This window comes from Cetobacterium sp. (assembly GCF_977044495.1).
In genome coordinates this window covers 1-13,634 of sequence record NZ_CDRRQU010000054.1, presented here as the reverse complement: position 1 = coordinate 13,634, position 13,634 = coordinate 1, and the positions used below count along the sequence as shown (strand labels likewise).

The window sequence follows — 13,634 nt, the reverse complement described above, 5'->3', positions numbered from 1 at the left end:
CCTCAACATCTAACGTCTGTTCTGCTACCTTTTGAGGAGAAGAAAATTCTAGCATAAAATAATTTTCACCCTCAGGAATATTTATCATAACCTTATTGCAATATATTACAAGCCCTATTATTAAGTTTATTCTAAAAATTCCTCTATATCTTCATACTCTTCATTCGAAAGTTTCATCATAAAATCTAAACACGAATCATCTATTTTATTCAAACATTTTTTAATATTCATATAATTCAAACGAACTATTCCATTATTTGATAAATCATCTAGTAACATTTCTGGTACAATTCCTATTTCAATACAATCATAAACCTCATTATATGAGCAAAAATTAGAATCAGCAATCAAAACACTTGCATCTCCCTCTTTGACATCATTTGTATCAATACACAATACATTACCACCAACAGTTATAGCAAAAACATAAACACCATATTCTGCAAGATATTTCCCTGGTTCTGCATTAGTATTTTCTACAATTATGTTATCTATTCCTATCAGCTGTACATATGAACTTAACATTGGTATGTTATTAGGTTGAAACTCTCGATAAAAATCAATAATTTTGTTAAATAAAGCAGATTTGAATAGTGTTTTGACTGAAAATGATGCTAAATTTAAAGAAATTACTGAAAATAAAAGGGATTTGGCACGACTTGAACAGTTAGCCAAAGAATCTAGAGAGATTTTGGAGAAAATAAATAAATTAATTTTAAAACAAGATGATATTATAACCCTTCAAAAAAAATTTGAAGGAAGAAAATTTGTAAAATTTCTAGCTAGAAAAAAATTGGACTATATAGCTTATGAAGCTTCTAAAAGATTACAAAAGATTACAAGAGGAAGATACATTTTAACGGTGGATAACAATTGCGATTTTAATATTGTTGACGCCTTTAATAGCAATTTTACTCGAGAATGTTCAACACTTTCAGGAGGAGAAACTTTTATTGTTTCTTTAGTACTAGCGTTAGCTCTATCTAGCCAATTACAATTAAAGGGGAAAATACAACTTGAGTTTTTCTTCTTAGACGAAGGATTTGGAACTTTAGATGCCACGCTTCTAGATAGAGTTATTGAAATTTTAGAGGAAATTAGATGGAAAGAAAAAATGAAAATAGGAATTATAAGTCATGTTGAAGACCTTAAAATAAGAATTCCTAGAAGATTAGAAGTCACTCCCGCAATTCCCGGGGAATCAGGTAGTATAATAAAATTAATATAGAAATGAATGTGAGGTTTCAATGAGAACAATTGGAGTATTTGATTCTGGAGTAGGGGGAATTTCGGTGCTAAAAGAGATTCTAAAAGAGTTCCCCTATGATAATATCATCTATTTTGGAGATAGTTTACACGCTCCTTATGGAGATAGAGAGATTGAAGAGATTCGAGCACTCTGTTTAAAAGTTTCAGATTTTTTAGTTTATGAAAAAAAAGTGGATGTCCTTGTTATAGCCTGTAATACTGCTACTGGCGCTGCTATGACTATAATGAGAGAACGGTATAGGGTCCCTGTTATAGGAGTAGTAGAAAACGGCGTTAAAGAGGGAATAAGAGAAACTAAAAATAAAAGAATAGGAGTTATCGCTACTCCTGCTACAATTAAAATGAATGTGTATTTAAAAGAGTTTAATCAAATTGATAAAACTTTAAAAATATATCAAGTCAAATGTCCACTTTTTGTAGAGCTGATAGAAAAAGGGTGGATTGATAATGAGGAAAGTTGTCAACTAATAAAAACATATCTGAATAACTTACCTAAAAATATAGATACCCTCATCTTAGGTTGTACTCATTATCCATTGATAAAAAAATATATAAAAAGATATTTTACAAAGAAGATTATAGATCCTGCTAAAGAAACTGCAAAATCTCTAAAATTAATTATAGGAGAAAGTAAATATATTGAAAAAAGAGAGATAAAATTTTTTGTTAGTGGTGATACCCAAAAGTTTAAAAAAGTGGCTCAAGAATTTTTAGAAACCACTGTCGATAATATTGTAAACATCATTTTGTAGGGAGGATTTTATGAAAAGGATTCATTTATTTTTATTTTATATATTTGTGCTTAGCACTGCTGTACTCTCAGTAACAATTAATATAGCACAGGAGGGAGATCCCAGAACATTTGACCCTCACTTTGGAAATGATGGTTTTTCTTTGAGAATAAATCGCCTTTTATATTCAAGACTTTTGGAAAAAAATTCTGATATGGAAACAATATTAGGATTAGCTAAAAGCTATAAGTTTATAGACAACAAAACTATTGATTTTACTTTGAAAGATAATGTTTTTTTTCAAAATGGAAAAAATTTAACTTCTGAAGATGTCAAATTTTCTTTTGAAAGAATGAAAAATTCTCCAAGAATCGCTGGGCTATTGCCACCTATTAAAGAGATTATTATAAAAGATTCATATAATTTTCAAATGATTTTAGAAAAACCATTTTCTGCAGTTATAGAACAACTTACTCACCCAGCTCTGAGTATTGTGAGTAAAAACTATCTCGAAGAAAATCCACAAATTTTAGTAGAGCATCCAATGGGAACTGGAAAGTATACTCTAGAAAATTGGATTCCCGGTGAAAAAGTTGTATTGAAAAGATTTGAAAATTATTTTGGTACTAAGCCTGCATATGAAAAAATAAATATAAAAATAATCCCTCTAGCCACAAATAGAACCATAGCTCTAGAAACAGGTGAAGCTGATATAGCTCTATCTCTACCGCCCCAAGATAAAAAAATTATCAATGCTAATCCAAATTTAAGATTTATATCAACTCCTTCATATTCCTATACTTATATGGGGTTAAATCTAAAAAAAGATATTTTTAAAGATATAAATATAAGAAAAGGTATAAATTTGGCAATTGATAAAGAGGCTATCTTAGAAGTTGTTTTAAATGGAGAGGGAGAAATTGCAAGCTCTCCTGTGGCAAAAGGTATAAAAGGATATAATTCAAGTTTAAAAAATATAGGTTATGATAAAAGTGAAGCTTCAAAACTTTTAATCCCTTTGAAAAATAAAACTCTTACTTTAGCTACAATGAGCAACAGTATTGATATTCAAACTGCAGAAATTATTGCTGGATATTTGAAAGAAGTTGGAGTTGATATTCAAATAGCAGTTTTAGAGCCCAGTATCTATTGGGTCAAAACCAATTCTGGAGAGTTTGATATGTTTATAGGTTCTTGGGGAAGTGTCACTGGTGATTCTGACTATGCTCTTTATCCAACTCACCATTCAAATGCTTTCGGTCCTCCGGGGAATCGAACATTTTTTAATAATAAACAAGTGGACAATCTTTTAGAAGAAGCTAGAAGTACTTTAGATGAAAATAAAAGAGAATATATATACCAGAAAATTCAAGAAATTATTGTAGATAATAGCAGTGAAGTGATGTTGTTTTATAGAGATCTAAATGGTGCAGTTAATAAAAAAATTCAAGGATTTGAACTATATCCAATCCCAATACATGATTATTCTTTAGGAACTATTCATTAGACTAATGATTCAAATTAAAGGAAAGCATTTGACTTTATAGTATCTATAAGGTAATACATATGGTAATTAAGATAATAGAAGGGGTTGATACCATGATTATAGCTTATGAAAAATTAACTAACTCTTACAGAAATATTGTTAAGGAAAATCTATTCCACATTGGAGAAGGACTTATTCTAGATAGAGAGAATAATGTTTTACATAGATTTGAGAATATCAATGATATTACCTTAGATACTTTAAAAAAACTTGATAAACTTAAAGAGGAGATTGTTGTAGTATATCCTTGTAATTTAAGGGACCAAAAAACGACTTTAGATGTCTGTGTTGAATCTTATATAATTAGACATTATAATTTAGAGTCTATATTTGACGCTATTCATGGTTGCCAATGTACGAAAAGAAATATTAAGCTTCTATGGAATATCGATTTAAGACATTGCAATGTTTTCTTTTAATGTAATGTATATCAAAAAGAGATAACTTAGTAATGTAGTTATCTCTTTTTTTATATTTCAATCAAAAATCATTATTTGACTACTGCTTCCGATTCTATATGGAATCAACCACGTGCCTAAACCTGAACTTACATACGTGTGTGTATTCCCTATTTTCTTATATCCACCAGAATTCTCATACATATAATCAACTATCAAATTAAAAGGAAACAACTGTCCTTTGTGTGTATGACCTGATAAATACAAATCTACTTTTTCATTTCCCAACTCCTTTAAAGATTGAGGATTGTGATCAACAACTATAACAGAACTACTTTTATCAATATTTTTTAAAAGCTCCTCTAAAGTTTTTCTTTTTTTATTGTATCTATCATCTCGTCCAATAATAGTTATCCCCTCAATTTTAACAGCTTCGTCTCTCAAAATATTTATTCCAAGACTCTTAATATATTTAATATTTTCATCTATTCCACCATAATACTCATGATTTCCTAAGACTAAATATATTCCATGTTTAAACTTTGTCTCATCAATTATACTTTTTATATCATCCCTCACGCTTTTATAAGAGTTATCTAAAAAATCTCCCCCTATAAGAACTAATTCAACATCTTGATTCTTCATTTTTTCAAAGGCTTCTTTTAACTTACTGCCATCAAACTTTTCATTTAAATAGACATCACTTATAAAAGCAAATTTTAAAGCACTTTTTCTTTGAGTTAAATCACTTAATATTCGATAGTTTTCTACATCAATATTTTTAAAATTCCTATATCCCCAAATAGATAGTATCCCCAGACTAAAAACTATAAAAATATGGAAAACCGTCTTTCTGTAACTAATCTCTTTTAAAATATCAATCGAGAATATTTTCAAGATAAAAGCTATTGATAAAATCATTAAAGCTCCTAATATTATATAGTTAAGATAGAATAGATAATGACCTAAGAAAACTTCTAGGGATAAACTTCTTTTATTTCGATAAAAATAAAAAAGAACAAATGGTAAAAACCCAAGAATTGGTATTAATAAAAAAAACCATTGACTCCCATATATTCTATAAAAAAGATAAGCAGCTACTAACATAAAAAATAACACTATAATCAGCCTTTGCAAAATCCAAATCATATCTATTTACCTATATCATTTTCGGCACCGGAATATATAATTCCATTCCAGTTGACCATATTTCTTTCAATTGCTATATCCTCTAAATCAACACCTTCTAGTGCAAATTTTTTAAACTCATTGAAGCCTGTTCTGTCAACAATATATCCTATATGCTCTTTTGGAAGTGCTCTATTGATATATGTGTCTACATACCTATATGTATTTTTTATAATTTTTGTTATGCTCTCCTCATCAGCCCATAAAATCCAATCCTCACCTAATCTTGGATTTTTCTTTCCAGTTCTTCCCATAATAGCAAGTCTATAATATTTCTTTTCATCTCTTACCCAAGATGAAGTAGGACAGTTTAAAACACATTCTCCACATCCTATACATTTACTGTGTTCTCTTATAACAGTATAGTTTTCAGCTTTTAAAGCTCCTGTCGATAAGCCTTTACATTTTTTTACACACGCCCCACATGAAACACATCTCTCTTTTTCATATAGGGGCATAGTCATTCCAATTATACCAAAATCATGCATTCGAGCTTTTATACAATCATTTGGACAACCTGTTAAAGCTATTTTAAAATGAAAATCACTAGGAAAAACTTCTTTTTCTATTTTTTTTGCAAACTCTGTTGTGTTATATTGTGCTTTTGGACAAACACTATTCCCTATACAAGCAGTTATATTTCTTGTTCCCGCTGCCGGATAACCATTACCTTTTCCATTTGGTTGGTTAATACCAAGCCCATCAATTAGAAGTTGAATATTTTTATTTACTTCATCAATTTTTGTGATATCGATTCCTTTAATTTCAAATCCTTGACGAGTTGTTATATGAACTTTTCCATTTCCATATTTTGAAGCTATTTCAGAAACCTTTAAAAGTAGTTCTGCCGTTATCTCTCCCCCTGGAATTCTAACTCTTAAAGCTGTTTTTTTTCTATCTTTTGTTATTCTATATGCATTTTTTGTAAAACTTTTTCTATTTAACTCTAAAGCCATAGTCTCCTCCTAATCTAAAAGCGTTTTAGCTTTTACATAATTAAATATAGGTCCTTCTAAACAAACATATGTTTCATCAATTTTGCAATGTCCACATTTTCCCACAGCGCATGACATATTTCTTTCAAAAGAAACCCAAATTTTATCCTCTGGAATTCCTAATTTTAAAAACTCTAATGCAGAGTATTTCATCATCATAGGAGGTCCTACTATAACAATTTCTAAATTATCAAAATTTTCATACATCTTCAAATGTGGAATATATTCTGTGACTAATCCTACACATTCTCCATCAATTCCACAGCCTTTATCCACAGTTAAAATCATGGGAGCCTTTTTTCTCCATTCATCTATCTCTTTTTTAAACAATATAGATTCTTGATCTTTAAATCCAAAAATTAGCTCAATATCTGTACTTTTATCATCTATAAAATGTTTTATTAATGGTCTTACTGGAGCTGTTCCACTCCCACCGGCAACTACAATCACTCTTTTTCCTGAATACATATCCAAAGGAAAACAATTTCCATAGGCCCCTCTTAAAAATATTGAATCTCCCGGTTGAAGATTAAATATTGCATCTGTAACTTTTCCCACTTTTCTTATTAAAAATTCAATCCATTCTTCATCATGGTTGTAATTAGCAACAGAGATTGGTGCCTCTCCTACCATGGGAATAGATAGTTGTATAAATTGTCCCGCAGCAGGTTTTATAGTTGTTTTTACTTTAAATAACCACTCGATTGGACTCTCTTGAACTATTGATAAAATCTCTCCTCTTTCAGGCATATATATATTATTCATTATTATCACCCAACTTTTTCGATAGTTTATTTATACAATTTATATAAGAGATATATTCTGGACACGCATCATCACATCTTCCGCACCCAATGCACATATGAGTTCCAAATCTTTTTTTATAGTCAGAAATTTTATGCATAACTTTAAATCTCATTCTATCTCCAGATTTTTGCCTAAACTCATGTCCACCAGCCATAGTTGTAAATCCATCTACATGACAAGACGCCCAAACTCTTCTTCTTTCTCCTGTTTTAGAATTATCTCTATTAAAAATATCTTGAGTAGTAAAGCAAGTACAAGTTGGGCAAACAAAATTACATCTACCACACTTAATACATCTATCATAATCTCTCCACATCTCATCATCTATAATATTTTCAAGTTCAATATTTTCAGGAATTGTAACTTTCTCAATATTTTCTGTTACAAACTCCATCTGAAACTCCTCGTCTATTCCATTATTAAAATGTTCTTTTAATTCATCATCTTTCACGTGGGCGTAAATCTTTCCCTCTTTAAATGTTAAACCTAAATTATAACTTTCTGCTGTATTAGTTCCCATTGAGGCACAAAAACAACTTTCCCAACCTTTTCCTGAACAGCCAATAACTGCAAACTTAACCATCTTCTTTGCATCAGCGTAGTACTCATCAGCAAATTTATTATTTAAGTATATATTATCAACTCTTTCAATGGCATGAAAATCACAGCTTCTTAATAGAATTAAGGCTTTCTTTGTCATTCCCTCAGGTTTTTTAAATTCATTTTCATTAAAGTAGAATATCGTTTGTCTTATAGGTAATAAAATCTCTTTGGCTGAGTAGTAGCTTTTATCTTTTAGATTGATTTCTTCCAATTTGGTTATCTTCTCATACTTTACCAAATCAGTATCCGAGAACATTCCCTTAAAAGGACGTGTAACTGGAGCATAAATGTCATACTCTTTTGATAAATTTAACAGTGTCATATTAAACTCATCATTTGTCAATAATTTTTTCATCTCTTCACCTCTTATACTACTATTTTTATATTAACATCTTATACTACTACTTTATATAGAAAAAAATGTGTGATTCTAGTCACACATTTTTATAATTGACAAAAAATAAACTTTTTTAAGGTCAATTTATAATCCTAATTATTTTTCACCTCTGAAAAGTTCAGTTATTCCTTTAATAAATACTCTGACATATTTATCTCCAGCTTCTCTATAATTTTTATGGTCTGGTCTTCTAAATATTGCACTTAACTCTGATTCAGACATATTGATTCCACCTGTTTTAAATGCGTCTATCATATCTTCACTTCTAAAAGCTAAAGCAATTTTTAATTTTCTTAAAATATAATTATTTATATTTTTGTTATTTGGTATTTCCTCTACTCTCTCAGGAGCATTTTTTTGTGGTCCTCTCTTATATGTTATAAGTCCACTTAAAAATGCATCTAAAGTTTTGTTATTACAAGTTTTAAAGTTTTCATCTTCAGGTTTACTTAAAAGAGCCGATAACTCTTCTAAAGAAATACTAATTCCTCCTAATTTGAAAACTTCTAACATAGCTTTATCGTTTATTCTTAAAGCATATCTAACTCTTCTTAGAACATCATTATTTGTCATTTGTTCCTCCTAATTTTTTAATTTTACTCATAATTATACCATAAATACAGGAGTATTCCTATTTTTTATTTTAACGTCTATAAAATTCTCTAATCTCCCTTTTTAAAATAAAAATCTGACCGTTCTCAACTTTTACAAGTCCTAACTCTTTAAGTTTTTTTATACCTCTCGAAACTGTCTCTCTATTAGTTCCCAACATATCTGCAAGATATGTGTTATTTACTTTCACTGTGAACCCATGAAACTCTTTGTATTCATAACCAAAATCTTTTGCTAATTTCCACAATTTTGCAGCAATTCTTTTATCCATAGATATTGTTGTCGTATTTTTTAATTGTCTATATAAACGTTTTGTTTTTTTTGAAAGAGACTTTATTATCAAAATTGCTAAATCTGGGTATTTAAAAATTAATTTTTTAAATTCTTTTATAGGAACAATCATCACTTTTACATCAGAAAAGGCATCACAACTGACACTTGTTTTTTGTGATTCATCATATATCATAGTATCATTCAAAAATGAATCCTTTCCCAATAAATAAATTATTTTTCTTTTCCCGTCTGAATTATCTTTATATAGTGTAACGTTTCCATTAATAATAAAATATATATTCTCACAAAATGAGTGCTCTAAAAAAAGAGTTTCTCCTTGCTTAAACTCTTGGCATTGAGAAACTCTTAATAAATTATCTAAGCACTCTCTCGTAAGAGAATTACTTAAGTAATCTTGATTCATAATTAATATTTATTTGGATCAGCAGTTCCAGTTGTCACTAATTCAACACCTGAACTTGTTCCTAATCTTGTTACACCTAAAGATATATATTTCTCAGCAGTAGCTAAATCTCTTACTCCACCTGCAGCTTTTAATTCGGCTTTATCTCCAACAATCCCTTTCATTAACATTATATCTTCAAAAGTAGCTCCACCAGTTCCAAATCCTGTAGATGTTTTTACAAAGTCAGCTCCTGCGTCTAAACATAATTGAGTAGCTATTTTTTTCTCATCATCTGTTAAATAACAATTTTCTATTATAACTTTCAGCACATTCTTTCCTATTGCCTCTTTAATAGCTGCTATTTCATTTTTAACATATTCTGTCTCACCAGCTTTTAACATACCTATGTTTATAACCATATCAATTTCAGATGCCCCGTCTTCTATACAAGTTTTTGCCTCAAAAATTTTTGCCTTTGTTGACATAGCTCCCAAAGGAAAACCAATTACAGCACAAACTTTGACATCCGTTCCTTTTAACTCCTTAGCTGCTAATTCAACGTAGCACCCATTCACACAAACCGAAAAAAACCTATGTTCTTTAGCTTCAGCACATAATTTTATAATATCTTTTGGTTCTGTTGTAGCCTTTAATACAGTGTGATCAATATATCTACTTAAATTCATTCTTCCTCCTAAAATATTTTTTATATTTATTATAACCCAATATTGGATAAAATTTCTAGAATTACTTTATTTTTTTCTACTTTATTATCCACTATTGTATAAGCACCTTCTAAAAATTTAACAGATGACTCTAAATTTTTATCGTTGTGTTGAACAAAAGCTAAAACTTCTCCTGCTTCAACATAGTCTCCAACTTTTTTAGTTAATAGAACTCCAACAGAGTGATCAATTACATCATCTTTAGTCGCTCTCCCAGCTCCTAAAACCATTGCTGCCTTTCCAATCTCTTCAGCCTCAATTTTTGAAATCCATCCAGATTTTTTAGCCTTAAATTCATATTCTGATTTAAACTTTGGAAGTAGTGTATAATCATCAACTAACTTTGGATTTCCTCCTGCAGTCTCTATAAAATCTTTTAAATGTTGGATTGCAGTCCCATTTTTTATAACTTCTGCCACCTTTTCTTTTCCTTCTTCTAAAGAATTTACATCCCCTTTAATTTGAAGAGCGGTTGCTACTATTGTTTCTACAAGTTCTGTGAAATCTTTTGGACCTCTTCCTTTTAAAGTTTCAATCGCTTCGATTATTTCATTGGCATTTCCAACAGCAAATCCAAGTGGTTGATCCATATCTGTCAATAATGTTACAACTTTTCTATTAAAAGAATTTCCAATATCTATCATGGTCTTTGCTAACTCTTCAGCTGTTTTTAAATTTTTCATAAATGCTCCAGAACCAACTTTAACATCTAAAATAATTCCGTCAGCATAGACAGCCAATTTTTTACTCATAATGGAACTAGCAATTAAAGGTATACTTGATACTGTTGCAGTCACATCTCTAAGTGAATATAATTTTTTATCTAAAGGAACAATTGTATCTGAATATCCCATAATACCCGTTCCAACTTTATTTACCATTTTTACCAATTCATTTTTTGTCTCTGGAAACACAAATCCGGGAATAGCTTCAAATTTATCTATTGTTCCTCCAGTATGTCCAAGACCTCTTCCAGAAAGCTTTGCTGTCCCTATGTCAAAAGCTGCAAATAATCCTGCTAAAGCGATAGTAGTTTTATCTCCTACTCCACCTGTTGAATGTTTATCGATTAAAAATTTTTCTATTCCACCAAACTTTATAACTTCCCCACTGTTCATCATAAGCTCTGTAAATACTTTTAACTCATCTTTCGTCATTCCATTAAAATAAACTGCCATCAAAAATGAAGACATTTGGTAATCAGGAACTCGATTTTGTAAATACTCTCCCAATAAGAAGCTCATTTCCTCAGCTGTCAATTCAATATTGTCTCTTTTTTTTTGAATAATATCTACCGCTCTCATACTCCACCTCGTTTTATTTTCATATTTTATATATTTTTCTAGCATTTTTTCTATTTTTATGATATATAAATTCTTATATAATAGATAGGACACTTGGCTCATTAAGGAGAATTTATGAAAAAAATAGAACAATATATAAGATTCTACAACTTAGACGATATTTTAATAAAGGAAGTTCATGAAAAATTACTAATAAAACATTATAAAAAAGGAGAGTATATTCTAGAGGCTCATAAAGGCACTAATAGTATATATTTTATAGTAAAAGGAACTGTTGAAGTTTCTTGTATTCTTGATAACGGTAACCAAATATGTTTAAATATACTCAGTCCTTTAGAAATTTTTGGAGATATTGAATATATTAACAAAGAGGAAGTTTTATTTGATGTGGTAGCAAAAAGTGATGTAGTCGTTATACTCTTACCTTTTCAACTTGCAAAAGATTATCTTGAAACCAATATCAACTTCTGGAAGTTTTTGGCAATTAAAGGAAATAAAAAACTTTTAAACACAAATAGAGCAATCTTTTATAAAAGCACTCTAAAAGCGAAAGATATTTTTATAAAATATTTAGAGGACAATGGTGGTGAAATAACCTTCAAATCCTTGGATGAACTTTCAAGTAGACTTAATATGAGCTACAGAAATCTAACTCGAATAATCAAGTTTTATATTAATAAAGGCACCATAACAAAAGATAAGAATTTTATTAAAATTTTATAGGAGGATTTTTTTATGAAAAATTTTGTTTATGATATTCCAACAAGGATTCTATTTGGACAGGGACAAGTATCGAATGTAGGAAAAGAAGTAAAAAAACACGCCGACAGAGTTTTGCTACTTTATGGTAAAAATAGTATCAAAAAAAATGGATTATATGATGAAGTTATAAAATTTTTAACTGAAGAGAATATTGAAATTGTCGAACTTTCTGGTGTTGATCCTAATCCTAGAATTGAAACGGTTCGAGAGGGTGCCAATCTTTGCAGAAAACACAATTTAGAACTAGTTTTAGCTGTTGGTGGTGGTAGTACTATTGATTGTGCAAAAGGTATAGCTGCACAAGCTAAATACCATGGGGATATTTGGAAAGATCTTTGTGTTGATAAAAACCTAGAACTATTGACTGAAGCCTTACCGGTAGCTTCTATTTTAACTCTTTCTGCAACTGGAAGTGAAATGAATGGGAATAGTGTTTTATCTAACATGAAAGAAAATTTAAAATTAGGATTCAGTAGTTATATTTTAAGACCTGTATTTTCTATTCTTGATCCAACATATACCTATTCTGTTAATAAGTATCAAACTGCAGCTGGTGCTGTAGACATAATGAGTCATCTTTTTGAACAATATTTTTCTCCAGATAAAAAAGGTTATTTACAAGCTCGTATAATGGAGGGACTTTTAAAAACGGTCATTCACTACGCACCAATCGCTTATGAAAAACCTACAGACTATGAAGCCAGAGCTAATATCATGTGGGCGAGTTCATTGGCACTAAATGGACTGACATCTGCTGGAAAAGAATCTACAGATTGGGCAACTCATCAGATAGAACATGAGCTGAGTGCTAAGTATGATATCACTCATGGAGTTGGTCTTGGTATTTTAACACCTTATTGGATGGAATATGTTCTAGATAAAGAAAATGTACATAGATATGTAGAGTATGCAAATAATGTTTGGAATATTTTTGGGGAAAATGATTTTGAAGTTGCTAAAGAGGGGATTATAAAAACTAGAGAATCTTTTGATTCTTTGGATATTCCTTCCTCTTTGACAGAGATTGGAATTGATAGCTCTAAATTTGAAGATATGGCAGCTAGTGTTACAAAATTTGGCCCTATTGGAACAATGAAAAAATTAGGTTATAAAGATGTTTTAGAAATTTTAACTATGTCTTTATGATATATTGCTGTATTAAAAACCTGAGAAAAAATCTCAGGTTTTTATTTTTTACATATTTAAAGATTATAGGTCTTTTTATTTATTTATAAATTTAGTAGCATTTTCTCCTGCAATACGTCCAAAAATAACCGCGGCACTGTATGCAGCACTACTGTTCGTAACTTCACCAGCAGCATATATTCCGGGAACTACATTTCCTTCTACATCTAAAACTTCAGTTTTTTCATTTGCAACCACTCCACCTCTAGTCATATGCACAGCTGATTCTACTTGAACTCCATAAAATGGTCCCTCTGTTCTAAACTCTCTCTTAAATGGTCTAGCTCTAAAAGGATCCTCTTCTTCTCCACGTATAGCCTTATTAAAAAGCTCTCTCGTAGCTAATAACTTATCTGCAGGTATACTTAATTTCTGTGCTAATTCTTCTAAAGTATCAGCTTTTACATGATATCCTTTTGCAGTGTGTTTTTGT

The 13,634-nt window shown here is 30.0% G+C and carries 16 protein-coding genes; 6 read left to right on the top strand and 10 right to left on the bottom strand.

Annotated features, from left to right (window positions below):
• Positions 1–126 precede the first annotated feature (126 nt).
• Positions 127–525, bottom strand: a complete 399-nt coding sequence (locus ACWI69_RS10620; RefSeq protein WP_448821813.1) for a hypothetical protein — start codon at positions 523–525, stop codon at positions 127–129.
• Positions 526–568: 43 nt separating this feature from the next.
• Here ACWI69_RS10620 and ACWI69_RS10615 point away from each other — a divergent pair, with 43 nt between their 5' ends.
• From ACWI69_RS10615 to ACWI69_RS10600, 4 genes are read left to right on the top strand one after another with little or no spacing between them, the layout of a single operon-like run.
• Positions 569–1,228, top strand: a complete 660-nt coding sequence (locus tag ACWI69_RS10615; RefSeq protein ID WP_448821812.1) for an SbcC/MukB-like Walker B domain-containing protein — start codon at positions 569–571, stop codon at positions 1,226–1,228.
• 19 nt (positions 1,229–1,247) lie between these two features.
• Positions 1,248–2,021: a glutamate racemase gene (murI, locus tag ACWI69_RS10610; protein ID WP_448821811.1), complete on the top strand. Its 774-nt coding sequence runs from the start codon at positions 1,248–1,250 to the stop codon at positions 2,019–2,021.
• 10 nt (positions 2,022–2,031) lie between these two features.
• Positions 2,032–3,507, top strand: a complete 1,476-nt coding sequence (locus ACWI69_RS10605) for an ABC transporter substrate-binding protein (protein ID WP_448821810.1) — start codon at positions 2,032–2,034, stop codon at positions 3,505–3,507.
• Between the two features lie 59 nt (positions 3,508–3,566).
• The gene (locus ACWI69_RS10600; protein ID WP_448821809.1) at positions 3,567–3,965 is read left to right on the top strand and encodes a hypothetical protein; all 399 of its coding nucleotides are present in this window, start codon (positions 3,567–3,569) and stop codon (positions 3,963–3,965) included.
• A 57-nt stretch (positions 3,966–4,022) separates the two neighbouring features.
• Here the strand turns inward: ACWI69_RS10600 and ACWI69_RS10595 are convergent, their stop codons facing one another.
• The 8 genes from ACWI69_RS10595 to ACWI69_RS10560 form a co-directional block, all read right to left on the bottom strand.
• On the bottom strand, positions 4,023–5,051 hold the full coding sequence (locus ACWI69_RS10595; RefSeq protein WP_448821808.1) for a metallophosphoesterase: 1,029 nt from the start codon (positions 5,049–5,051) through the stop codon (positions 4,023–4,025).
• 44 nt (positions 5,052–5,095) lie between these two features.
• Positions 5,096–6,088 (bottom strand): sulfite reductase subunit C, encoded by a 993-nt coding sequence (gene asrC, locus ACWI69_RS10590; RefSeq protein ID WP_448821807.1) that lies wholly within the window; start codon positions 6,086–6,088, stop codon positions 5,096–5,098.
• Positions 6,089–6,097: 9 nt separating this feature from the next.
• On the bottom strand, positions 6,098–6,892 hold the full coding sequence (gene asrB / locus ACWI69_RS10585; protein WP_448821806.1) for an anaerobic sulfite reductase subunit AsrB: 795 nt from the start codon (positions 6,890–6,892) through the stop codon (positions 6,098–6,100).
• Positions 6,885–7,892, bottom strand: a complete 1,008-nt coding sequence (gene asrA, locus ACWI69_RS10580; protein WP_448821805.1) for an anaerobic sulfite reductase subunit AsrA — start codon at positions 7,890–7,892, stop codon at positions 6,885–6,887. Before asrA ends, asrB begins: the two co-directional genes overlap by 8 nt.
• Positions 7,893–8,030: 138 nt before the next feature.
• Positions 8,031–8,507 (bottom strand): DUF1456 family protein, encoded by a 477-nt coding sequence (locus tag ACWI69_RS10575; protein ID WP_448821804.1) that lies wholly within the window; start codon positions 8,505–8,507, stop codon positions 8,031–8,033.
• Between the two features lie 70 nt (positions 8,508–8,577).
• Complete coding sequence (locus tag ACWI69_RS10570) at positions 8,578–9,243, bottom strand: Crp/Fnr family transcriptional regulator (protein ID WP_448821803.1); 666 nt, start codon at positions 9,241–9,243, stop codon at positions 8,578–8,580.
• Between the two features lie 2 nt (positions 9,244–9,245).
• Complete coding sequence (gene deoC / locus ACWI69_RS10565) at positions 9,246–9,911, bottom strand: deoxyribose-phosphate aldolase (protein WP_448821802.1); 666 nt, start codon at positions 9,909–9,911, stop codon at positions 9,246–9,248.
• Between the two features lie 29 nt (positions 9,912–9,940).
• Complete coding sequence (locus tag ACWI69_RS10560) at positions 9,941–11,254, bottom strand: thymidine phosphorylase (protein WP_448821801.1); 1,314 nt, start codon at positions 11,252–11,254, stop codon at positions 9,941–9,943.
• 114 nt (positions 11,255–11,368) lie between these two features.
• On the opposite strand from ACWI69_RS10560, the gene ACWI69_RS10555 reads away from it, so the two are divergent.
• Positions 11,369–11,977 (top strand): Crp/Fnr family transcriptional regulator, encoded by a 609-nt coding sequence (locus tag ACWI69_RS10555; protein ID WP_448821800.1) that lies wholly within the window; start codon positions 11,369–11,371, stop codon positions 11,975–11,977.
• A 12-nt stretch (positions 11,978–11,989) separates the two neighbouring features.
• Entirely contained in the window at positions 11,990–13,162 is a 1,173-nt protein-coding gene (locus tag ACWI69_RS10550) for an iron-containing alcohol dehydrogenase (RefSeq protein WP_448821799.1), read from the top strand.
• A 75-nt stretch (positions 13,163–13,237) separates the two neighbouring features.
• On the opposite strand, the gene ACWI69_RS10545 is transcribed toward ACWI69_RS10550, so the two are convergent.
• The coding region (locus ACWI69_RS10545) for an FAD-binding protein (RefSeq protein ID WP_448821798.1) at positions 13,238–13,634 on the bottom strand (397 nt) is incomplete at its 5' end.